The sequence below is a fragment of the Lacrimispora sanguinis genome (assembly GCF_044987295.1).
Classification (GTDB): Bacteria; Bacillota; Clostridia; order Lachnospirales; family Lachnospiraceae; genus Lacrimispora; species Lacrimispora celerecrescens_B.
This window is the reverse complement of sequence record NZ_CP173277.1, coordinates 1,242,144-1,262,396: the sequence shown is the minus strand read 5'-3', so window position 1 is coordinate 1,262,396 and position 20,253 is coordinate 1,242,144. Positions and strand designations below refer to the sequence as shown.

Sequence of the window (20,253 nt, the reverse complement as noted above, 5' to 3'; positions counted from 1 at the left end):
CCAATATTTTGAAAACTTTGCTTTCGTAATTATTATATGAAGTTAAAACAGTAAGGTGTTGTTTCTGAGTTTGTCTGCCACTTCATATCCATCGTTAACGATCTTGTCCAATAACTCATATCCTATAGTACAAACCAGGGACTATTACATATAATATACTATGCGATTCATTTATTCATCTTCCTTATTTTAGTGGGCTCCGGGGCTTTGACCTGGGTCCACTTTCTGTATAAGCCATTCTCCGAATACACACCTTGTCTACTTGTCCCATATAATATTGTGTAGTACAACATGAAAGGAGTCTAAGTATATGAGTAGCGATACTTTTAAATGTAGATGTGAATGTTTTGAGAAATGTGAACCCAAACATGAATGTGAATGCAAGCCAAAACATGAATGTGAATGTAAGCCAAAACATGAATGTGAATGCAGACCCAAACATGAATGTGAATGCAAACCCAAACATGAATGTGAATGCAAACCCAAACATGAATGTGAATGTGATCATGATCATGGTAAGGACTTCGAATGGTTCCAAAAAGCACTAAAAGAAGCTTACTGGAGAGGTTTTAAAGACGGTTGCAGAAAATGCAGACGGAAAGAAAATGAATGTGACGAATGTGAAAAGTATGATGATTATGAAGAGTATGAAGATTATGAAGAGTATGAAGATTATGTAAAATAGTCTAGAGCGGGCTTCGTTTTTCCGGGCCCGCTTTTTATAGAATTCAAATTTTACTCAATAAAACAAAAGAATTCCCCCGGCAAATGACCAGGGGAAACCTCAAACACCATCAATAGAAAGATTATTAATCCTTAAATACAATTGTATAATAAAGAATGATTTGTTTATTACCACAAGGGCATGTACAGCCTAAAAAAACTGTACTCTCTTGGTTGAAGCAAAAACCAAAGATGTGACCAAAAAGGTTGATTAAGAACAAGAAAAAATTTAATTCTCTCTCTAACTCTCTTGTGCTGCAGTAAGTGAAAACTTGAGCATACCAATTTTTACATGGTCTCTGATCACAGCATCTAGGAATGTCCCAATCAATATTAAAATTTTTTCTTAATATTTCCATTATTTCATCATCTGATTTTCCCTCTATATCTCTTAATACATCCTCTTTCAATTCTTCTAATTCTTTTTCCTGAACTTTCATAACAGTTTTGCGCCCCCTTAAATACTTACTTACAATATTATAATATTCAATATAAATCTTTTTGACACAAGCCCTAATTCATAGTCTTTATATTGCAGGGATAATGTGAGATTAGTGTGAGATTATATAGGGGAGTAATTTAAGAGATAAATCGTATAAGCAAGTGTTGGTATTATGAAAAGGCGGGTATCCGAAAAAAGGCACTAAGTACATACTTGAAAATCCGAAAACTGGATCAGTTTATGTGTACAGCCTGACAGGGAAATACCTGACGTACTGTCGAAAAGATAGCTTTGATAATTGGAAATCTGTTAACCAATAAACCCACAACTTCAAAGGAGGAGTACCATGGGAGAAACAAGATACCCGTTAGGTTTGGAAAAATATGTGAGATTTGGCTATGATGATTATAGATATGGGTGTCTATGCACATTTCCTTTTAATTATCATGACCATAAGTTAAGCTATGGAACGATAGAGAGTTTAGCGCTTCTTGGGGCTGCTCTATGCATGAGTGTAAACGGAGGATTACTAGAAGTCGAATATGCAGGCAGAAATGAATATGTAATTCCAGATTGTATCCCAATGTGGGTAAGGGATGAAATACGAAGAATTATGTGTGATTATCCAGAAAAATATGATGAAGGGGAATATGATATAGATCATCTTTCTGATACAACTTCTGATTCTGAATATAAAGAATTAAGAATTAAACGCCTTAATGATATTCAGGAGTGGGCAAAACAAGAAATTAAAGAAATAGAAAACGAAGAAGATGAATAGGATCAGATGAAATCAGGAATTTATAAGGATTTTCCCATCTTTTCTATATAGTCTTGTGTCCCGGTTGACTGTAAAGGGGCGTAAACTGATAAGGGTTCTTGTTTGATTTTTTATATACGGCTTGGCGACTAACACCGACACTTGAACTTATTGGATAAATATGGTAATATTTATGGGAGTTTATTATTAATCACGATTTCTATTTTAATGGTATTTTCAATGACTGCTTTTGCGGCGCCGCTGCAACCGGTCTCAAGTGTGACTATTACAGAAAAAGGAGTTTGGAATAAAAACTTTGGAAGTCCTGCTCTAGATTCTATGAATGGTCATGTATATTTTGTAGTAAGAACAATGGGCCATGGGGGCTCGGTTGCCACATACGATAATGTTAATACAAAAGAATTTTGGTACGATGTAATTAAAAATTATGCCGGCACGCCGATTGGTTTTGAACGCTATTATGACTGTGGGCCTGTTACGTCGGGAAAACATACGTTTAGAGTTAAAGTTACTTCTTATGGTTCTCCATACAATACTATAGAGAAATCTGGTACAGTTACATACTAAACGATATATGATATTGGAGGTTTATAAATGAGCTTAACCATTGGCAATAACTATGTAACAAAACCCCTAAGTTATCCAACTGCCAGAAAGGTTGAAGATAATATTTTTCAAATGAATACTTCTTCGGAAATAAAAGAGATAAGGCCAGAGGAAAACGTTGATAATCTAAGACCTGATTATTTGTATAGCGTGGTTCATTGTCTAACAAATCAGCCTCTGCATATGAAGTATGATGATACTTCTACAAAAGAGAATCCTGTCATTCTGGCTATAGGAAGGGATAAGCAAGGGAATAATTTTACGAGTAAAATTTATGTGAATAATGTAAATCCAGAAAATGCCTCTGCGGTTGAAATGATAGCGCTGAGTGTGCATTTAAGGGAACAAAATGCCCCAGGAGAGGAACCGTCTTCCGTCCGGAGAATCGCTTCTCGGATACTTGAAACTGAAGATGTACATGAAAAGCAGAATTTTAAAACCCAAATGGAAAAGGAATCCGACCAGCAAAAAAGGTGGGGATTTGACAAGATAGCTGACCAATATAAAATGGATTTAGAGTATTGTCTTTCTTGGTATCTCTCTAAAAAAGACAATGTAATAGATACATTAATAAATAAGTAAATCTATTTTTCGTAATAGTAATGAAATTCTGAGGTACAACAAATGATATAACTTTATTTACAACCCTACTAAACTTAAATGTTTTAGGAATGCTTGTTTTAACGAAGAAGCTATGTGCTGATTTAAAAGTCGGTTCATAGCTTCTTCTATTTGATAAAAATAATACAACTTGATAAATTACTGATAAAATAAGTGTTTCATGAAAAGAGGTGAAATATGAGATATAGGGATTTTATGAGTTTAACTGATGAGGAAATTATCTTTATCATAACCGACATTTTTAAACCAGTTAAAATTGAGAATATTGTTAGAAACAAAGAATGGAATGAAATCAACTACGATATCACAACTACATGGGGACTTGGCACCAAAGAAGAGCCTTACGAAGATATTATTGATGAATTAACTTTGAAAGAGAGTGGATTGGAGATTAATTTTTCGATGAATAACACTGATAGGCTAAAATGGAAGCAGTATTTACTTGCCAAGGGTTGCAATAAATTATTAAAAGACAATCCATATTTGAATGAAAACTAATGAAACAATCATTTCTTTGTACTGGAATCATAAGATATAGAGAAAAATGCCCCCAAATTAATTTTGGGGACATTTTTCGAACTAAGGGTTAAGCTGTTAACAACACTTCGCTAACAGCTAAACTGTTGTTTCCGCATTGCCGTCCATAGCTTGACACCTCCGTTTTATAATGATGTGTTATTGAACACAATATTAATATGAGCATAATCTAAAAAAATATTAAGGAAATAAATAGAAAAAAATAAATTAGGCTAACTATGGGATTTCAATAAGAGATCAATAAACTAATTTTTATTTTGTTCAAATGGATTTTTAGCGTATATAACTTTTCCGTTTTTGTCTATAGGAAGCACATGCTATATGAAATGTAAGCAAAATTAATATTTAACGTATTATGGAACATTGAAAACTTAATATTGATAGTTGGTAGTTTCTAAGGTAATATTTGTTATATAAAAAGGAGATATTGCAGGAGGGATAATTTGGATAGAGAACAGCAGGTAGAGAAGCTTTTAGAACAGCCGTATTATGTTATAGATTTTCTTCCACGACATAATTTGAGATATTCAGATTATGACAAAAGCATATATTACGAAAAGGATGTAATAGAACACAAAAGATTATTTGAAAAAGATATTGCTGATAGACAAAAGGAGTTATCAGAATTTCTTGACAGAGCCAATATCAGGGTAGAGTGGATAAATAAATGTGAACAGGAAAAGCGATATTCCATTTCAGGTAGAACCTATAGAGATGGAAAAAATAAAAATATATTATTATTGATAAGATATGAAGATGGAAGCTTAAGACAGGAACGGTATTCGTATGTAAAAATATCTGACATGAGGAGCAAACTTGATACATTAAAGTCTAAATATTGTGGTGTTGATTGGTCAAAATTTACTGATGAAATTTGAGTTTCTTCTGCTAAGTACTAATACTATTCGCCTGTTGTAGGGTAAAGGCGCCGGGAATGCCTTATGTATAAATTAATTCAGATGTACTACAGGGCAGTAAACCGCGTTCTTCATTGAACATTTGTAACTTATGAAAAATAAAGAGGTATTGTAAAATGGAAAGTTATAACGTTTTGATAAATTTACAAATCAAAGATCATGAGGTTCCCGAACTTCGAGAAACTGTAGGCTGGGAACGAAGAGATGAAGACTATCCCGCTTTATTCGATCATTGTTTATTTTGGGCAGGTTTACGGGATAAGAATAATAGTCTGATTGCATTTGGTTGTATGGTAGGCCCAGGTATAGAACACGGATATCTTGAGGATATTATTGTTCATTCAAGTTACCAGGGAAAAGGTATTGGTAATGCACTTGTGAAAAGGTTACTACAAGAAGCAGAATTAAGGGGAATTTCCATTGTAACAGTAACATTCGAAGAAGCTAACTGCAACTTTTATGAAAAATGTGGTTTTTCTTCATGTCCCGGAGGCGTATGGAGAAAAAATGAGTGAGCGAATTTTGGCCTAATAAAAAAGGTATAAAATCTAAGATTTAGGGGGATATACTGTGAGTGAAAAGTACGATCTTAGCGATATTAATTATCTTTATAAGCAAGTAAAGCAGCTTGTGCATATAGCGTCAGATTTGAATAAACGATTCGACCGTTCTTTTACTTTAGATGGTCATTTGATGGGGAGCATAGGCGAGGTCATAGCAGCTTATGAGTATGATATAGAATTACTTCCTGCATCATATAAAACGCATGATGCAATAACATTAGATGAGAAATATATACAAATAAAAATCACCCAGGGAAAGAAAATAAACATATCCAGTGAACCTGATTATTTATTGGTATTAAAGCTGACTGATAATGAGGAAATAAAAGAAATATATAATGGCAGGGGAAAGACAGCTTGGCATGGTGCAGGCAAGGAAAATAAAAATGGACGTTCTATATCCATAGCTAAATTAGAAAATTTAAACAAAGATGAGATGGAATATCGAATTAACAAAAGAGTACGAATATAAAATGGGAGATTTATACACGAACTTATAAGTAGTACATAGGGCATTGGAGAATAATAATCCAGTGCCTTTTATAGTGCCATGAATTATAAGGAGGTAGTCAATATGTTAGCTATGCAGGAAAGCCGTAGTATAATTGAAAATAAGAGTGCAGACGTGATCCAGTATCCTCATATTAAAGCGGATGGAACACCAGATTTGCGTTTTGGTTCTAAGATGAAGACCGGCACAAGAGAATCTACCAAAATGGAGTGCTTATATGAACGTGAGGAAATCATTGCGATATATAAGATATTCCAAGACAAAATTGAAAACGCTTCCTCTTTATCAAAGGAGAAAATTGCAAGGCGGAACCTCACAATGTTTGTCTGCGCTATCAATGTAGGTCTACGAGGTGGAGAGAAATCGTCAAGGCCAAACACATTGAACTATCCTGGAACGATGATTTTGAAATAGTACTATCTGATTGGTTGTCATGGTTGAATAACTATGATTCGGAGCAGGATCTTGATACCTACATCTTTAGAAGTCAAAAGGGCGGGAGCATTAACCCTAAAGAGTGGTGGAAGATAATGGAGAGCGTAAGAAAAGATGCCGGTATTAAGCAGAAGATAGGGACTCATGGGCTTAGAAAAACAATGGCCTATCAGTATATTACAAATGCACCGGATAAAAGCCAAGCATTATTGGAGGTATCAAGTCAGCTTGGTCATAGTGATCTACGAATCACAGAAAGATATGCGTGTTTGGAAAAGAAAAATATTGAGGCTGGAAAACAGAGAATGTCGTTTGTATACGGAAAGTAATGTGGTAGAATGGAGGAAAGAAAGTTCATAAAATAAAAGATTGATTTTATTAGGAGGTTCAAATGAAGTTAGACAAAAACTGGGACTGGAAAAATAGCTTTCCTTTAATTTTATGTATTGCAGCATTGATTTTTGCAAACGTTATTGCTGATCGTCCTATGCAGGGCAATTTTGTCGGTAGTATAACGAATAGCAATACTTATCCAGACCTAATGGGAATTGATGATTTGAAGCAATATTTAGGTATTTACCCGTCTTATGATGAAAACAATAGCGAAAGTTATGGCGATAACTATGACAATATGAATAATGAACTTCGCTCCGATTTAGTAAATAGTATTTTGAATGGAAAATGGCCAGGGTTTCCTTATGTTCAGCTTAATGACCGGCTATATTTTAGTAAGCAAGCAGTTGATGATTGGTTTGCTGAACAGAGTAAACAACAACTTCGCGTAAATTAAACTTATTGTAGTAATCATGGACTGCTAACGATCCGGATAATTAAATTCTTCATGTAAGCTGAACTTAAAATCCGCTTTTTATTTTAGTAATAGAATGTTTTACGTATCTAGTATCTCTGAATTTTGAAAGCTTAATATTAATAGCTATTAAGTATGGTGATTTAAACAAATTATTTTTGTAACACAGCGAAAAGGAGGAATTAAGATGGAAGACTGGTTTACATTCGATAAAATTGATACAGGTACTCACATTATCAGCGAATACCGCCATTGGGAGGAAACACACTGCTACCTTCTTGAAGGTGAAGAACGATGTTTGCTCATTGATACCGGGCTTGGCATCAGTAACATTTCCGAAGAAGTGAACAAGCTTACAGATAAACCAGTGACTGCCGTAGCAACGCATATCCATTGGGATCATATCGGTGGGCATGAATACTACCAGGATTTCTATGCGCATGAGGCGGAACTAAACTGGCTGAATGGCGAATTTCCACTGACAATGAATACTATCCGGAAAATGGTCATAGACCGATGTGATTTACCGGAGGGTTATGATGTCAACACTTACAAGTTCTTTCAGGGAATGCCTACAAGGATACTAAAAGATGGTGATATCATCGATCTAGGAGGGCGCAAGATTACTGTACTACATACGCCGGGACATTCTCCAGGGCATCTGTGTTTTTGGGAGCTACAACGTGGGTATTTATTTACTGGTGACCTTGTTTACAAGGATACGCTGTTTGCGTATTACCCTTCCACCGATCCGCAGGCATATCTCGCATCGCTTGAAAAGATAGCGGCACTGCCCGTGAAAAAAGTATTTCCGGCTCATCATAGTCTGGATATACAGCCGGAGATTCTAAGCCGTATGCGAGACGCTTTTCTCCAGTTGAAAGTCGATGGTAACCTTCATCATGGTGGCGGTACCTTTGATTACGGCGATTGGGCTGTTTGGCTGTGATATATTTTTTATTATTGTACATGTAAGTAACGTATGATGCTCTTAATGTGTAGCCTTAAAAATGAATATACAAAGAAAGCTACTTTAAGTTAGTAGTTATTTTATAAAATTAAAAATATATTGAAAGTGAAATTTGAATGAGTTGGTAAGAATGAGCAACGTGGAGTTTTTGATGATTATAAGGAGAACATAATATGGATAATTTTAATGATAATCGTGCATTTATGAAAAGTGGATTTGATCTTCCTGAACGTGAATTTACATCTGATCAAGAGCGTGGAATGCCACCACCAAGTGCTACGAAAACAATCGATGATACATTAAAAGTCATCGAACTTCCAACAGTAGATAAAAATATCGTTAAGAATAATGATTTATACACTTGCTTTAACAATCGTAGAAGTAGACGAAATTATAAAGATACACCAATTACATTAGAAGAATTGTCATTTTTGTTGTGGTCAACTCAAGGTGTGCAAAAAGTTATACCTGCATACAAAAATACAGGTCATATAACACTACGTCCAGTTCCTTCGGCAGGTGGAAGACATTCTAGTGAGACATATCTTGCAATCAATAATGTAGAAGGTCTGGAAAAAGGCATTTATATTTATATGCCCATAGAACATAAACTTGCTTTCATTCAGCATGTTGATAGTTTACCAGAGAAACTTGCTTATGCATATGGTGGAGAAGGTTATGAAAACGAATCCAAGTGGTTTGGGCGAGCACCCGTTGTATTTCTATGGTCTTGCATTCCATATCGTGGAGAATGGCGATACCATTGTGAGGCTCACCGATTAATGTTGTTGGATATTGGACATATATGTCAAAATTTATATCTAGCAGCTGAAGGAATCGGATGTGGCACTTGTGCAATTGCGGCGTATGTACAAGAGGCCTTTGATGAATTACTTGGCATAGATGGTATTAATGAATATGTCGTTTACCTTGCTGCTGTGGGTAAAGTAGAATAAATGAAAGCTAAATATATACTGCCAATGAAGTATGTATCGGTGATTTCCAGGCCTTGCCCTTTAGTTAATGTAGGTAATAAATTATTTAATTAAATAACTATTTTAAAGATTTATTGTATTTATACGAGATCAGTAAGGAGCGCTTGTAATGAGTGATATTGTGATTAGAAGAGCTATGCAAGAAGACATGAATAGAATTATTGAAATGGAGATAGAAGTTTTTACTGATGAGCAAGGGATACCTGCAGCATTACAAGGAATATCTGATGAAAAAAGCCCAATATGGTGGTGTGCCACATTAGATGAAAATATCATAGGTGCTGTAGCAGCATGGAAAGAGAATGGTCAATTACATTGGGGGCGCTTTATTGTTCAAAAAGAATTTAGAGGACAACAGTTAGGGCGCAAATTGGCAAAACATTCATTTGATGACTTATTTTCATCTGAAATAGATGAGATTTACATGGAAGCCAGAGAAACAACTGTAAAAATAGTTTCAAATATAGGTGGCCATATTTTAGGTGATCCAGTCCCATTTTTTGAAGGTACTGTCACACCAATGATTTTGAAACGCAGCGATTATAATAGCGATTTTTATTAAAACTATAATAAAAATATCATTATATTACGAAAAACAGTAAATGCGTTTTGCGAAACTAATAAGAAGACGATAGATTATTCACTATCGTCTTTCTTTGCGTCTTGTTGCATTTTATCAACATATAAGAGAAGCCGGCTGACTGTTGGATCGTCTGAAACAATAATGTCGTTTGGGGTACATTTAAGTACTTTACATATTCCTTCTAGTATTTCTAGCTTATTGACTCGCCTTTATATATATTTGTAATGGTTTGATATGTAATACCGATACGTTTTGCCAATTCATATCTGGTAATTCCACTTTCATCAAGTTCACAGTTATGCCATTACACCACCATCGGAAACAAGAAAAGACAAGCGGTGGCAGACGTATGTTCTCGATGAAACAAGTCCAACTGGAAGATTGTTAAAAACAAGAACGGAAGAAGAACTGTATAAAAGGCTATCAAAAATGCATTCTGATATTTGATGTATTCAAGTGTATTCAAATGGCTAAAATAAAACACCTCAAAACCCTATATAAATCAAGGATCTTGAGGCGTATACGACTGGAAGTAATGGGGCTCGAACCCATGGCCTTTCGCGTGTGAGGCGAACGCTCATCCCAGCTGAGCTATACTTCCATCACATGGAGATAGCGAGACTCGAACTCGTGACCTATGCGTTGCGAACGCATCGCTCTCCCAGCTGAGCTATATCCCCATGTCTAAATTATAGCACGAAGATTCTGAATTACAAGTATTTTTTATACAAAAGAGACAAAAAATACCATATTTTTTATCCGGCCTTTATTCTAAAGAATGATGTTTGACTGGCGGCCTTCCAGCCAGTTTTTGATGTTGTCAAAAACGATTTTTGCCCGGGCATCCATGGATTGTACTGAGGCAAAAGCCACGTGTGGGGTAACGATGGTATTCTTGCTTTTGAGAAGCGGATGATTTAAATCAAGGGGAGGCTCTGTTTCGAAGACATCGATTCCAGCACCGGAAAGATAACCATTATTTAACGCTTCTGCCAAGGCTTCAGAATCTACCACAGGACCTCTTGCAGCATTGATTAAGTATGCACCCTTTTTCATTTTTGCAATGGTGTCACGGTTTATTAAATGGCGGGATTCATCGTTTAAAGGACAATGGAGACTTACAATGTCAGAACGGGATAACAGTTCATCAAGGGATACGAATTCAATAAATGAAGGCTCGTTTCCGGTCAGGCGCCGTTTGTATCCCAGAACCTTACAGCCAAAGGCGGAACAGAGTTCAGCAGTCCTTGTACCGATAGCTCCGGTCCCTATGATTCCTACGGTTTTTCCCATAATTTCACAGCCTACCAGGCCATCCTTGGTTTTCCCATCCCTGCACCGGGCTTCTACCTGGGGAACATTACGAAGAAGGGAGAGCATGAGGCAGATCGTAAGCTCCGCCACGGCCTCGGTGGAGTATCCGGCTGCATTGCTGACTTTGATCCCTTTTGATTTTGCTGCTTCCAAGTCTACGTGATCAACCCCTGTAAATGCAACATCTATAAATTTTAAATGCTCACAAGCAGATATAACCTGCCCGGACAGAGGCATATTGGCAATCATGATAACATCTGCCTGTTTGGCCCGTTGGATTTGGACTTCAGGGTCCGTATCCTTCGGATAAGAGGTGAAGCTGTGGCCGGCATCCGTCAGCGGTTTTGCGTATTCATTCAAAAGGCTGTCCGGAATGCCCAGGGATTCTAATAATACGATATTCATAGGTATCACTCCAATCATTGCACGAAATTACAGGACCGCAGTAAGCGCAGTCCTGCAATCTCTATTATAGCACTGATTGAAGGATTAAAAAAGAAGGGATTCGGTGAATGTGGCGAATCCCTGACCTTTTGTTGATACAGAGATAAAATAATCCGGCAGCCTGTATGGCAGGCTGCCGGTATTTTATCCAGCTATTTCAGCAAGTCTCTTTATAATGGGCAGATGCTGTGTGCACAGCTTCTCACATTTGCCGCACTTGATACAGTCTCCGGCAGAGTCTTTTGATATCTGCCAGTGACCTTTCAGGCGATCATACATATCATTTCCCAGCAGCTTCATGTTGTAGGCATCCATGAATTTGGGGATATCGATGTCTTTCGGACAATGCTTGCAGTATGCGCAGCCGGTGCAGAGGTCGTTGATGATCATGCCCTTATTTTCATATTCTTCATAGATTTCAGCAGCAGGCCGTTCAACTAAATTTCCCACGGCTTTCACGGCATCATCTACATGTTCCTTTGTGGTGCAGCCTGCGAGAGTGATTGTTATCTCTTTGTGGGATGCCACAAAGTTTAATGCGGCCTGTGCCACGGTAAGGTCGGTTCCTTCTGTCAGATAGCGGAATGTATCTGGATTACCAGGTATAAGACCGCCTCCCAGAGGATTCATAACTACGACGCCCATACCATTGTCATAGGCAGCTTTGATGCCGGTCTGGCGGAACCGGTAGTTGAGTGCATTGTATCCAATGAGCATTCCCTTAAATAGATCGGAAGCTACGGCAGTTTCGAGTTCGTTGCCCTGCATATGGGATGAAAACACTATATTGCGAATCAGCCCTTCTGCTTTGGCTTTCTCAAAGAATGAGTAAAGGATTTCTACCTGTTCGGAAAAAGACTCCAGATTCAATACGCACCATAAATGATAAAAATCAAGATAATCCACCTTTAACCGGCTTAATGTGGTTTCCAGTCTCCTTCGAAAATCTGCTTCTGTGTAGCTGCCGCCCACAGTGCCTAAGTTAGTCTTTGAAGAAATATAGTAACTGTCTCTGGGAAGCTGTGAAAGGGCGATTCCTGTGATGATCTCGCTTTTATCGTCGCAGTAGAAAGGAGCAGTATCAAAATAGTTGATGCCTTTTTCATGGGCATACAATGCAACTTCCGCGCATTTTTCAAGATTACCTGATTTGACATCATCAGAGTCATACCGCATACATCCCATGCCGATGGCGGAGACCTTCATATCGGTGTTTCCATATTGTTTGTAATACATAGAATACCTCCAGAATTTATTCGTGGGTTCAGAATGAGTTTTAAAGATAACCGAGTGATTTTAAGTGTATTTTTAATCCTGTCTCAAGGGAAGTATCAGGCAATCGCACTCCCGCCTCCCGAAGGGCTGACAGATCATAGATCCGATGGCATAGATGGCCGCTGTACTCCGGGTGTTCTTCGAAATATCCTGCCAGCGGGATTTCCTTAATGTTCACGTCCCTGTCTAACAGCTGCCCAATGATCTCGTAATATCTGCGGTTCTCCACGGCTTTCGGTCCCCCGATACAGAAAATATGGTTATAAGTACCTTGTTTTTCTGCACAGTCGAGCATGGCGTTTGCCAGATCGTCCACAAATATGGGCTGCGTAAGATAGATTCCGCCGCCTACAAGAGATATGGACTCCTTATCCAGGATGAGTTGGGGCAATTCCTTCTGTCTGCTGTGCTCCGGGTAACACCCTATGAGAAAACCAGGTCCATAAATATGTCCGGGACGGAAGAGTGTAACGGCTAAGGAGGTGCTGCCGAAGTTGTTGATAAAGATATGCTCCATGCGGCGTTTATTGCCCGCATAAGTAAGCGTTTCGGGCTCGCCTTCTTCCTCGACGAAATATCCGTCTTCTTTCTGCGGAGTATCTTTTCTTAAGGGATCATACACGGAATCCGTGGAAATCACGACCAGACGTTTTGTGATTCCTGGAAATACATTTAAATCCTGCAAGGCGTGTTTTTCATTCATGCAAATGCAGTCAAAGACAATGTCCCAGTTCGTATCCGCTTCTAAAATTGTTTTTTTAAAATTATCAGTATCGTTTCGGTCGGCCTTCAGAAGATGGATTCCGTCACCTAAGGGACGCTGCCCTCTGGTAACTGCCCAAACTTCATATTCATCTTTCGCCAGTGCAGCCAGACGGCCGCTTAAGCCTCCGCTTCCTCCGATAATCAGTGCTTTCTTCTTCATACGGAATCTCCTCTTTATTTGAATATCTCTATATTTTTCTTTCTTTCCGGCGGGAGCAGCTTTGAAGGCGGGATCCCCTTTTTTTCTTTAAATAGTTTTGAGAAATAATAAATATCGGAAAATCCACTTTGGAGCGCCGCATCGCCCACGTTGGCTTCACCGCTTCTCAGTATATTTTCCGCATGGTTTAAACGCAATGAGATTAGGTACTGTTTAAATGTCATGCCTAATGCCTTTTTAAACAGATTTCCGTAATACACCGGATGGATATGGAACAGACTGGCCATGGTATCGATGCTTACATCTTCTGCAAAATGAGTGCTCATATAGCGGATGCTGTTGATGATACGGATGTCCTTACTGCTGATCCGGTTCTCATTGAAAAGAAGATCCAGTATGTGGTAGAGAATGAGGCACATGCTGGCCCGTACCTTTAGTTTATAACCGAACTCACGCTTAATCCATTCTTCGTGGATCTCATGAAAGCAGGATATGAGTGGGGGAACATTGCCAATATGGCTGATGAGGTTAATGGGCAGGGAGATATCGTTGCCTTTTTGATCTGTGAGGAAAAGATTTGTGGAGTAACATTCCATTAAATCCTCCGGGACACTGACTGCCGCTCTGTGGGTACCCTTGGGTATGCAGATCAGATCACCTTTCCGGACGATATATTCTTTCCCGTCTATGAAATATCTGGCTTTTCCCGCAATGACATATGTGATGTCGATGAAAGATATGTAATCCGGGTCGATCTTCCAACTGGCCGTACATTTTCTGTGAATGTAGTAGTGCAGATCGGGAATCATGTTATCAAAATTCACTTCCATAAGCTGCGCCTCCCGTTTTTTGGTAAATTTTTTAGAAAAAATACAGTGGCTGTTACTGATGTAGGATTTTTTTAGTATATTTAGTATATCTTGTCCTGTAAAAATGCGCAATAGAGAATACAAAGTAAAAAATATATTTAAAAATTACAAATGGTATTTTAATATTACATTCACATAATTGGAGGATATGGCTAAAATGTAAAGCATAATAAACGTTTATTTAATCAAAATGCTGACAGACCCAGTTTTACTGTTTTAAGAAAGGAATTATTATGGTAGGTATCATCGGAACGGGCGTTATTGCAGAAACACATCTTAAGGCTTACCTTTCACTTTCAGACAGATGCCAGGTGGTTGCGCTGTGTGATATCTTCCCTGAGAAAGCGCAAAGTATGAAAGAGAAGTATGGTCTGGATGCAGCGGAAGTCTATGAGGACTATAACGAGATGCTTAAAAGACCGGATCTGGATCTTGTAAGTATATGTACCCCGCCTTTCACCCATTTGCCTGCTTCTATCGCATGTATGCGGGCCGGGAAGCACGTACTGGTGGAAAAGCCCATGGCCTTGTCTTTGGCGGAATGCGACGAAATAATAGCGGTACAAAAGGAGACTGGCACTTATCTTGGAGTCGTCTGCCAGAACCGTTTTACGAAAGATAATCAGACACTAAAGGCACTGATCGATAGTAAAATTGCAGGCAGAGTGCTCTTTGGTCAGGTTGAGTCATTCTGGTATCGCGGTCACAGTTATTATGATCTTTGGTGGAGAGGCACCTGGGAGAAGGAGGGCGGTGGCTGCATCATTAATCACGGCGTACACCAGATAGACTTACTTAACTGGATCATGGGCCCCCCTGAGACTGTGACAGCTGTTCTTACAAATGTTGCACATGATAATGCTGAGACAGAAGATTTATCAGCGGCAATACTCACTTATAAAAGCGGGGCAGTAGTAACCTTTGCAGTAAATCTGGTGACTCATGGCCAGTATCAAAGACTCGCTTTTCAGTGTGAAAGAGCGGGTATCTCATCCCCCTACCAGGTCACGAGTAACCGTTCTACAGACACAGGATTTCCCGTAGACGATCCAGATACCATAGCAGAGCTTGAAAAAGTACGGGAATCAATTCCAAAGTCGGAGTGGACGAAGCATGAGGCACAGATAGAGCGGGCTATCCGCTTTATAGAAAATGGTGAGAACCATCCGGAAGACAGTGCAGATGGCCGATTGGCTCTTGAGGTTATTATGGCGATCTATCAATCCGGATTTACGAAATCGACGGTCCGTTTGCCCTTGGGCAGGGATAGTCTTTTGTATGATAAAAACGGAATAATTGAAAACGGAAAGAATTTCCACGCAGCGTTTCGGAACGTTGGCAGCGGGAATCAGGAGGAACTGAAGTGATGTCAAAAACAAGGGATCTGTGCTGGTTGAAAAAGAAAGTATATCAGTCGGATATATCCGGTTATCATATCAAAGATAAAAAAGACAGCATAGTAATGAAAACCATAGAGAGAGAGCTGCCCCTTTTATTTGAAGGTGCGGAAGCCTCGGATGATCCGGGATCTTCTTTGGTTTTATCACTGGCAGGTGATGACGGCAGCGACGGATATGAGATAAAAAAGACAGAGACAGGCTATGGAATAACAGCTTCTACAGAGAATGGTCTTCTTTATGGAGTATTCAGTCTGCACCGAATTCTGATCACAAAAGGAACGCTTCCCTTTAAGAGCGAACCGGATCAGAGCATTCGCATGATAAACCACTGGGACAATTTCGACGGTTCCATTGAACGCGGTTATGCGGGAGAGTCAATCTATTATGATAGAAACAATTTTAGAGGAGATATGGAGATCGTTCGCTCCTACGCAAGACTCCTTGCAAGTACAGGGATCAATTCCATATCAATCAACAATGTAAATGTACATAGAAAAGAGACTTCCTTCATCAAAGGCGAAAATCTGAAAGAAATCAGAAAGATAGCTGATGTGTTTAGCGAATACGGAATCAGGACTTATCTTGCTATCAATTTTGCCGCTCCCATTGTGGTAGGCGGGCTTGACACAGCGGATCCCCTTGAACCGGAAGTCGCTGCATGGTGGGAGAACGTAACAGCTGACATATACAAAGAGATTCCCCAGTTTGGCGGTTTCATTGTAAAAGCGGATTCTGAAGGAGAGCCGGGCCCATTTACATATAACCGGACCCACGAAGATGGTGCGAATATGCTGGCGCGGGCCATAAAACCCTTGGGAGGGATCATTATCTGGAGGTGTTTTGTATACAACTGTGCACAGGACTGGAGAGACAGATCTCTTGACCGCGCCAGGGCTGCTTATGATATATTTATGGAGCACGACGGCAAGTTCGAGGACAATGTTATCCTTCAAATTAAAAATGGTCCTATTGATTTTCAGATCAGAGAGCCGAATTCTCCGCTGTTTGGGGCACTTAAAAAAACAAATCAAATACTGGAATTCCAGATTACCCAGGAGTACACAGGGCATCAGATCGATATTTGCTACCTGGTACCCATGTGGAAAGAAACTTTGGATTTTGACACCTGCTACGGGAAAGATGCTTATATCAGGAATGAGATCAAAAAGAACTCCCCGGATCCCAAACGGTCCGGAATAGCGGCAGTAGGAAGTGTAGGCATGGACACAAACTGGACAGGCAACAAGCTGGCTCAGGCTAACCTATATGGATACGGCAGGCTTGTATGGGGCAACTCACTCAGTTCTGACGCCATAGCCGGTGAATGGGTAAATTTAACCTTTGACCTTCCCCGGGACGAAGCTGCAAAAATCAAGGAGATTCTTACCACTTCCAGAGGTGTTTATGAAGATTATACCTGTCCTTTGGCAGTTGGATTTATGTGCAAACCAACTGTTCACTACGGAGTGGATATAGACGGTTACGAATATGACAAATGGGGGACTTATCATTATGCGGACCGCAACGGCGTAGGAAGAGAACGTACGGTCGCGAATGGTACCGGATATACAAGGCAGTATTCCGATGACAGATTCAGAGAATATGAAGATTTATCTTCCTGTCCGGATGAACTTTTGCTGTTTTTCCATCATGTACCATATACCCATATCCTCCGCTCGGGAAAGACTGTGATACAGCATATATATGACACACATTTTGCGGGTGTGGAAAAAGTAGAGCAGTACGAGAGCGTTTGGGAAAGCCTGGAGCCATTCTTAGATGAAGAATGCTTTAGTAATGTGAGAGACCGTCTAAAAAGACAAAAAGAAAATGCAATCAATTGGCGGGATCAGATTAATACCTATTTCTACCGTAAGTCAGGAATACCTGATGCCCACGGCAGAAAGATCTATGAGTAAAAATATCAGCTGTATGTTGTATTACAAAGCACCATAAAAATTGGCGGTAAAGGGTTTTGCAGACCCTGCAAATAAAAAAGAAAAGGAAGGAAAAAGTATTATGAAAAAATGGAAGAAAAGTTCAGCCGTACTTGCAGCAGTATTAACGGCAACAGTCAGCTTTACCGGATGTGGAAGCACCGGAGGAAACACTGCACCGGCTACTACAGCGGCATCAGGCAATAGTGGAGAGGCAAAATCAGATGCGGCACCGGCCGGTGAACTAGCCAAGTTAAGCTTTTCCTGGTGGGGCAATGATGACCGCCATCAGGCGACTCAGGAAGCCATTGACGCATTCAATGCGGCTCATGCAGGCGCAATCGAAGTAACAGGCGAGCCTTCCGGCTTCGGTAACCTGGAAGAGACTTTTGCTACTCGCTATGCGGGCGGAACAGAAGCCGATATCATGACTGTCAATTATCCGTGGCTCATCAAATACAGTCCGGACGGCACCGGTTTTTATGATTTAGACAAAGTTAAGGATATCATTGACTTTTCACAGTATGATGCCGGATTTTTAGAGACAGGAAAGACCGGCGGTGTAATGCAGGCCATTCCTTACGGGCAGAATACCCTGGGCGTTTATTTAAACAAATCTGCATTTGAGAGAGCAGGTATTAATGAGATCCCATCTACATTCGAAGCGTACAAGGAAGCTGCAAAGACCATTACGGCGCAGAATCCAAACGCCTATCTGATCGTAAGCCCGACGTTTCGTTTTGCTGCCGTTTATTACCTGCAGCAGAAGACCGGTAAGGGTGAATTCGACGAAAATCTGAATATGAATTACACGGTAGAGGACTATAAGGAAGCCATGACCTGGTATAAGGAGCTGGCAGATCTTCATGTATTCTGTTCCAGACAGGATTACCTTGAAAATGTAGGAAATGACCCGGTATCCATCGCCCAAAATGCAAAGTTTATTGACGGCGGATATTTGGGAGTGCTTGAGTGGACCGGCGGCATCGCTTCCAATGCACAGACACTTGCAGATAAAGGAGACGAACTGATCGTAGCACCCCTTCCGACGATTGACGGAGCGGTATTTAAAGGAACCATGGCAAAACCGTCACTGACATTTGCAATCTCAAAGAACTCCAAGAACCCGGAAGCAGCAGCAGAATTCTTACAGTATATCTTAAATGATCCGGAAGGCACGAAGCTTATGGGTTCAAAGAGAGGTATGGTAGCATCTAAATCTGCAAAAGCCACGCTTGAAGCTGATGGACAGATTACAGGTGCCGTAAAGCAAGCTTATGACTTCACAGATGAAGCAGAAGTTATAAATAATTCCCCTATCTTTGAGGACGCCGTATTTACATCTTCCTATGAGAGCAATTATGAGAAATATGAATTGGGTGCAAGTACCGTTGACGAAGCGGCTCAGGCATTCTTTGACGAAGCATCCGCTCAGGTTGCAAAGCTGAAAGCAGAATATGGGAAATAAATAGAAAGAACGTTGTCTCATTTCTCATTGCAAGTCTGCCGAAAAGCAGGTGAAGGATTCACGTTGTTTAAGCGGAATCCTTTCACCGCCTGCGGCAGGCCGCAATACCGAACTCGGATAAATGCCCATTTCCATCAAGGGAATATACTTTATGAAAGGTCTGGAGTTTATCGGAAAAGTGTCAAATCTGATATAGGAACTTATTAACTATATAGCTCTTTGTGGCTATGTCATTATTAGCTAGGAGGAATTTTTTTGAAAAACAGCAAGATCGGGCTTTTGTATATTCTCCCCTGGATAATCGGAATGGTTTTTCTTACATTGTATCCGTTTATTAATGCACTTTTTATCAGCTTTACGGATTACAACCTGGTCAGAGAGCCCAATTTCATAGGATTTGCCAACTATGCAAAGCTATTTAAAGATAAAGACTTTTTAGGCACGCTAAGGCAGACGCTAAAATATACAGTAATTACAGTGCCTTTGCAGCTTGCATTTGCACTATTTATTGCTTTTATCCTTAATTTTAAATTAAAAGCTATTAATTTCTACCGGACGGCGTACTATGTTCCCTCCCTTTTAGGCGGAAACGTTGCAGTAGCCGTATTATGGCGTTTTTTATTTCAGCAAGATGGATTTATTAACCACTTTCTTGGTATATTCGGTGTGAGCCCTGTAAAATGGTTGTCTTCCGCATCCGGAGCTATGGCTGTTATCGTTCTTTTAAAAGTCTGGCAGTTCGGTTCGGCCATGCTGATATTCCTGGCCGCCCTTAAAGATGTGCCTCAGGATCTCTACGAGGCCGCAAGTGTGGATGGAGCTACGAAGTCTTATTCGTTTTTCAAGATCACGATTCCTTTGATCACACCCACGATCTTCTTCAACTTGGTCATGCAGTTGGTCAATGCGTTCCAGGAATTCAACGGACCTTACCTCATCACGAAAAAAGGTCCTTTAAATTCTACATACCTTACCTCTATGTTCATCTATGACAACGCTTTCCAGCTTTTCAATATGGGTTACGCAAGCGCCGCCAGCTGGATACTGTTTCTCATCATCGTATCTGTTACGGTAGTGTTATTTGCTACCCAGGATCGCTGGGTATTTTATTCGGATAAGGGGGAATAAC

The 20,253-nt window shown here is 39.7% G+C and carries 24 protein-coding genes and 2 tRNA genes; 18 read left to right on the top strand and 8 right to left on the bottom strand.

The genetic code is table 11. The features are described from left to right. The first annotated feature begins 310 nt into the window (after window positions 1-310). A complete protein-coding gene (locus tag ACHZES_RS05925) occupies window positions 311-685 on the top strand; it encodes a hypothetical protein (protein WP_154525628.1) in 375 nt (124 codons plus the stop codon). Between the two features lie 124 nt (window positions 686-809). On the opposite strand, the gene ACHZES_RS05920 is transcribed toward ACHZES_RS05925, so the two are convergent. Then, window positions 810-1,163: a hypothetical protein gene (locus ACHZES_RS05920; protein WP_038284114.1), complete on the bottom strand. Its 354-nt coding sequence runs from the start codon at window positions 1,161-1,163 to the stop codon at window positions 810-812. A gap of 348 nt (window positions 1,164-1,511) precedes the next feature. Between ACHZES_RS05920 and ACHZES_RS05915 the strand changes: the two genes are divergently transcribed. The 13 genes from ACHZES_RS05915 to ACHZES_RS05855 all read left to right on the top strand — a co-directional run bounded on the left by ACHZES_RS05915 (window position 1,512) and on the right by ACHZES_RS05855 (window position 9,471). Next, complete coding sequence (locus ACHZES_RS05915; RefSeq protein ID WP_154525626.1) at window positions 1,512-1,946, top strand: hypothetical protein; 435 nt, start codon at window positions 1,512-1,514, stop codon at window positions 1,944-1,946. A 141-nt stretch (window positions 1,947-2,087) separates the two neighbouring features. Beyond that, the gene (locus ACHZES_RS05910; protein WP_395548799.1) at window positions 2,088-2,513 is read left to right on the top strand and encodes a hypothetical protein; all 426 of its coding nucleotides are present in this window, start codon (window positions 2,088-2,090) and stop codon (window positions 2,511-2,513) included. 27 nt (window positions 2,514-2,540) lie between these two features. Beyond that, window positions 2,541-3,134 (top strand): hypothetical protein, encoded by a 594-nt coding sequence (locus tag ACHZES_RS05905; RefSeq protein ID WP_395548800.1) that lies wholly within the window; start codon window positions 2,541-2,543, stop codon window positions 3,132-3,134. A 216-nt stretch (window positions 3,135-3,350) separates the two neighbouring features. After that, on the top strand, window positions 3,351-3,671 hold the full coding sequence (locus ACHZES_RS05900; protein ID WP_395548801.1) for a hypothetical protein: 321 nt from the start codon (window positions 3,351-3,353) through the stop codon (window positions 3,669-3,671). A 482-nt stretch (window positions 3,672-4,153) separates the two neighbouring features. Further along, window positions 4,154-4,588, top strand: coding sequence for a hypothetical protein (locus tag ACHZES_RS05895; protein ID WP_395548802.1), 435 nt, complete (start codon window positions 4,154-4,156; stop codon window positions 4,586-4,588). A 155-nt stretch (window positions 4,589-4,743) separates the two neighbouring features. Then, entirely contained in the window at window positions 4,744-5,142 is a 399-nt protein-coding gene (locus tag ACHZES_RS05890) for a GNAT family N-acetyltransferase (protein WP_395548803.1), read from the top strand. A 55-nt stretch (window positions 5,143-5,197) separates the two neighbouring features. Next, on the top strand, window positions 5,198-5,662 hold the full coding sequence (locus ACHZES_RS05885; protein WP_395548804.1) for a DUF6998 domain-containing protein: 465 nt from the start codon (window positions 5,198-5,200) through the stop codon (window positions 5,660-5,662). A 102-nt stretch (window positions 5,663-5,764) separates the two neighbouring features. Next, window positions 5,765-6,115, top strand: a complete 351-nt coding sequence (locus ACHZES_RS05880) for a hypothetical protein (protein WP_395548805.1) — start codon at window positions 5,765-5,767, stop codon at window positions 6,113-6,115. A 23-nt stretch (window positions 6,116-6,138) separates the two neighbouring features. Then, window positions 6,139-6,465, top strand: a complete 327-nt coding sequence (locus ACHZES_RS05875; protein WP_395548806.1) for a tyrosine-type recombinase/integrase — start codon at window positions 6,139-6,141, stop codon at window positions 6,463-6,465. A gap of 62 nt (window positions 6,466-6,527) precedes the next feature. Continuing rightward, window positions 6,528-6,926 carry a hypothetical protein gene (locus ACHZES_RS05870; protein ID WP_395548807.1) on the top strand — a complete coding sequence of 133 codons (399 nt, stop codon included), beginning with the start codon at window positions 6,528-6,530 and terminating at the stop codon, window positions 6,924-6,926. 205 nt (window positions 6,927-7,131) lie between these two features. Further along, window positions 7,132-7,893, top strand: a complete 762-nt coding sequence (locus ACHZES_RS05865) for an MBL fold metallo-hydrolase (protein WP_395548808.1) — start codon at window positions 7,132-7,134, stop codon at window positions 7,891-7,893. 194 nt (window positions 7,894-8,087) lie between these two features. Continuing rightward, on the top strand, window positions 8,088-8,870 hold the full coding sequence (locus tag ACHZES_RS05860; protein ID WP_038282760.1) for a SagB/ThcOx family dehydrogenase: 783 nt from the start codon (window positions 8,088-8,090) through the stop codon (window positions 8,868-8,870). A gap of 148 nt (window positions 8,871-9,018) precedes the next feature. Beyond that, the gene (locus ACHZES_RS05855; RefSeq protein ID WP_395548809.1) at window positions 9,019-9,471 is read left to right on the top strand and encodes a GNAT family N-acetyltransferase; all 453 of its coding nucleotides are present in this window, start codon (window positions 9,019-9,021) and stop codon (window positions 9,469-9,471) included. A gap of 211 nt (window positions 9,472-9,682) precedes the next feature. Here ACHZES_RS05855 and ACHZES_RS05850 read toward each other — a convergent pair whose 3' ends face one another. The 7 genes from ACHZES_RS05850 to ACHZES_RS05820 all read right to left on the bottom strand — a co-directional run bounded on the left by ACHZES_RS05850 (window position 9,683) and on the right by ACHZES_RS05820 (window position 14,280). Next, window positions 9,683-9,751, bottom strand: a complete 69-nt coding sequence (locus ACHZES_RS05850) for a hypothetical protein (RefSeq protein WP_404820386.1) — start codon at window positions 9,749-9,751, stop codon at window positions 9,683-9,685. A gap of 268 nt (window positions 9,752-10,019) precedes the next feature. Continuing rightward, window positions 10,020-10,093, bottom strand: a tRNA-Val gene (locus tag ACHZES_RS05845). 6 nt (window positions 10,094-10,099) lie between these two features. Continuing rightward, a tRNA-Ala gene (locus ACHZES_RS05840) sits at window positions 10,100-10,172 on the bottom strand. Window positions 10,173-10,263: 91 nt separating this feature from the next. Then, window positions 10,264-11,211, bottom strand: a complete 948-nt coding sequence (locus ACHZES_RS05835) for a 2-hydroxyacid dehydrogenase (protein WP_395548810.1) — start codon at window positions 11,209-11,211, stop codon at window positions 10,264-10,266. A gap of 183 nt (window positions 11,212-11,394) precedes the next feature. Continuing rightward, on the bottom strand, window positions 11,395-12,486 hold the full coding sequence (locus ACHZES_RS05830; RefSeq protein WP_395548811.1) for an aldo/keto reductase: 1,092 nt from the start codon (window positions 12,484-12,486) through the stop codon (window positions 11,395-11,397). A 40-nt stretch (window positions 12,487-12,526) separates the two neighbouring features. Further along, window positions 12,527-13,450 (bottom strand): NAD-dependent epimerase/dehydratase family protein, encoded by a 924-nt coding sequence (locus tag ACHZES_RS05825; RefSeq protein WP_038282752.1) that lies wholly within the window; start codon window positions 13,448-13,450, stop codon window positions 12,527-12,529. Between the two features lie 14 nt (window positions 13,451-13,464). Then, the gene (locus ACHZES_RS05820; RefSeq protein ID WP_038282750.1) at window positions 13,465-14,280 is read right to left on the bottom strand and encodes an AraC family transcriptional regulator; all 816 of its coding nucleotides are present in this window, start codon (window positions 14,278-14,280) and stop codon (window positions 13,465-13,467) included. A gap of 272 nt (window positions 14,281-14,552) precedes the next feature. Here ACHZES_RS05820 and ACHZES_RS05815 point away from each other — a divergent pair, with 272 nt between their 5' ends. The 4 genes from ACHZES_RS05815 to ACHZES_RS05800 all read left to right on the top strand — a co-directional run bounded on the left by ACHZES_RS05815 (window position 14,553) and on the right by ACHZES_RS05800 (window position 20,252). Continuing rightward, the gene (locus ACHZES_RS05815) at window positions 14,553-15,686 is read left to right on the top strand and encodes a Gfo/Idh/MocA family protein (RefSeq protein WP_395548812.1); all 1,134 of its coding nucleotides are present in this window, start codon (window positions 14,553-14,555) and stop codon (window positions 15,684-15,686) included. Further along, window positions 15,686-17,638 (top strand): alpha-glucuronidase, encoded by a 1,953-nt coding sequence (locus ACHZES_RS05810; protein WP_395548813.1) that lies wholly within the window; start codon window positions 15,686-15,688, stop codon window positions 17,636-17,638. Before ACHZES_RS05815 ends, ACHZES_RS05810 begins: the two co-directional genes overlap by 1 nt. 100 nt (window positions 17,639-17,738) lie before the next feature. After that, window positions 17,739-19,124 (top strand): ABC transporter substrate-binding protein, encoded by a 1,386-nt coding sequence (locus ACHZES_RS05805; protein ID WP_154526941.1) that lies wholly within the window; start codon window positions 17,739-17,741, stop codon window positions 19,122-19,124. 306 nt (window positions 19,125-19,430) lie between these two features. Then, a complete protein-coding gene (locus ACHZES_RS05800; RefSeq protein WP_286173628.1) occupies window positions 19,431-20,252 on the top strand; it encodes a carbohydrate ABC transporter permease in 822 nt (273 codons plus the stop codon). The last annotated feature ends 1 nt before the right edge of the window (window position 20,253 follow it).

Excerpts from the sequence above, each read along its gene's own strand:
- ACHZES_RS05860 (WP_038282760.1), top strand. The coding sequence starts at position 8,088 with ATGGATAATTTTAATGATAATCGTGCATTTATGAAAAGTGGATTTGAT.
- ACHZES_RS05800 (WP_286173628.1), top strand. The coding sequence starts at position 19,431 with ATGGTTTTTCTTACATTGTATCCGTTTATTAATGCACTTTTTATCAGC.
- ACHZES_RS05855 (WP_395548809.1), top strand. The coding sequence starts at position 9,019 with ATGAGTGATATTGTGATTAGAAGAGCTATGCAAGAAGACATGAATAGA.
- ACHZES_RS05825 (WP_038282752.1), bottom strand. The coding sequence starts at position 13,450 with ATGAAGAAGAAAGCACTGATTATCGGAGGAAGCGGAGGCTTAAGCGGC.
- ACHZES_RS05920 (WP_038284114.1), bottom strand. The coding sequence starts at position 1,163 with ATGAAAGTTCAGGAAAAAGAATTAGAAGAATTGAAAGAGGATGTATTA.
- ACHZES_RS05865 (WP_395548808.1), top strand. The coding sequence starts at position 7,132 with ATGGAAGACTGGTTTACATTCGATAAAATTGATACAGGTACTCACATT.
- ACHZES_RS05815 (WP_395548812.1), top strand. The coding sequence starts at position 14,553 with ATGGTAGGTATCATCGGAACGGGCGTTATTGCAGAAACACATCTTAAG.
- ACHZES_RS05915 (WP_154525626.1), top strand. The coding sequence starts at position 1,512 with ATGGGAGAAACAAGATACCCGTTAGGTTTGGAAAAATATGTGAGATTT.
- ACHZES_RS05880 (WP_395548805.1), top strand. The coding sequence starts at position 5,765 with ATGTTAGCTATGCAGGAAAGCCGTAGTATAATTGAAAATAAGAGTGCA.
- ACHZES_RS05890 (WP_395548803.1), top strand. The coding sequence starts at position 4,744 with ATGGAAAGTTATAACGTTTTGATAAATTTACAAATCAAAGATCATGAG.
- ACHZES_RS05820 (WP_038282750.1), bottom strand. The coding sequence starts at position 14,280 with ATGGAAGTGAATTTTGATAACATGATTCCCGATCTGCACTACTACATT.
- ACHZES_RS05835 (WP_395548810.1), bottom strand. The coding sequence starts at position 11,211 with ATGAATATCGTATTATTAGAATCCCTGGGCATTCCGGACAGCCTTTTG.
- ACHZES_RS05870 (WP_395548807.1), top strand. The coding sequence starts at position 6,528 with ATGAAGTTAGACAAAAACTGGGACTGGAAAAATAGCTTTCCTTTAATT.
- ACHZES_RS05810 (WP_395548813.1), top strand. The coding sequence starts at position 15,686 with ATGTCAAAAACAAGGGATCTGTGCTGGTTGAAAAAGAAAGTATATCAG.
- ACHZES_RS05830 (WP_395548811.1), bottom strand. The coding sequence starts at position 12,486 with ATGTATTACAAACAATATGGAAACACCGATATGAAGGTCTCCGCCATC.
- ACHZES_RS05925 (WP_154525628.1), top strand. The coding sequence starts at position 311 with ATGAGTAGCGATACTTTTAAATGTAGATGTGAATGTTTTGAGAAATGT.
- ACHZES_RS05900 (WP_395548801.1), top strand. The coding sequence starts at position 3,351 with ATGAGATATAGGGATTTTATGAGTTTAACTGATGAGGAAATTATCTTT.
- ACHZES_RS05905 (WP_395548800.1), top strand. The coding sequence starts at position 2,541 with ATGAGCTTAACCATTGGCAATAACTATGTAACAAAACCCCTAAGTTAT.
- ACHZES_RS05805 (WP_154526941.1), top strand. The coding sequence starts at position 17,739 with ATGAAAAAATGGAAGAAAAGTTCAGCCGTACTTGCAGCAGTATTAACG.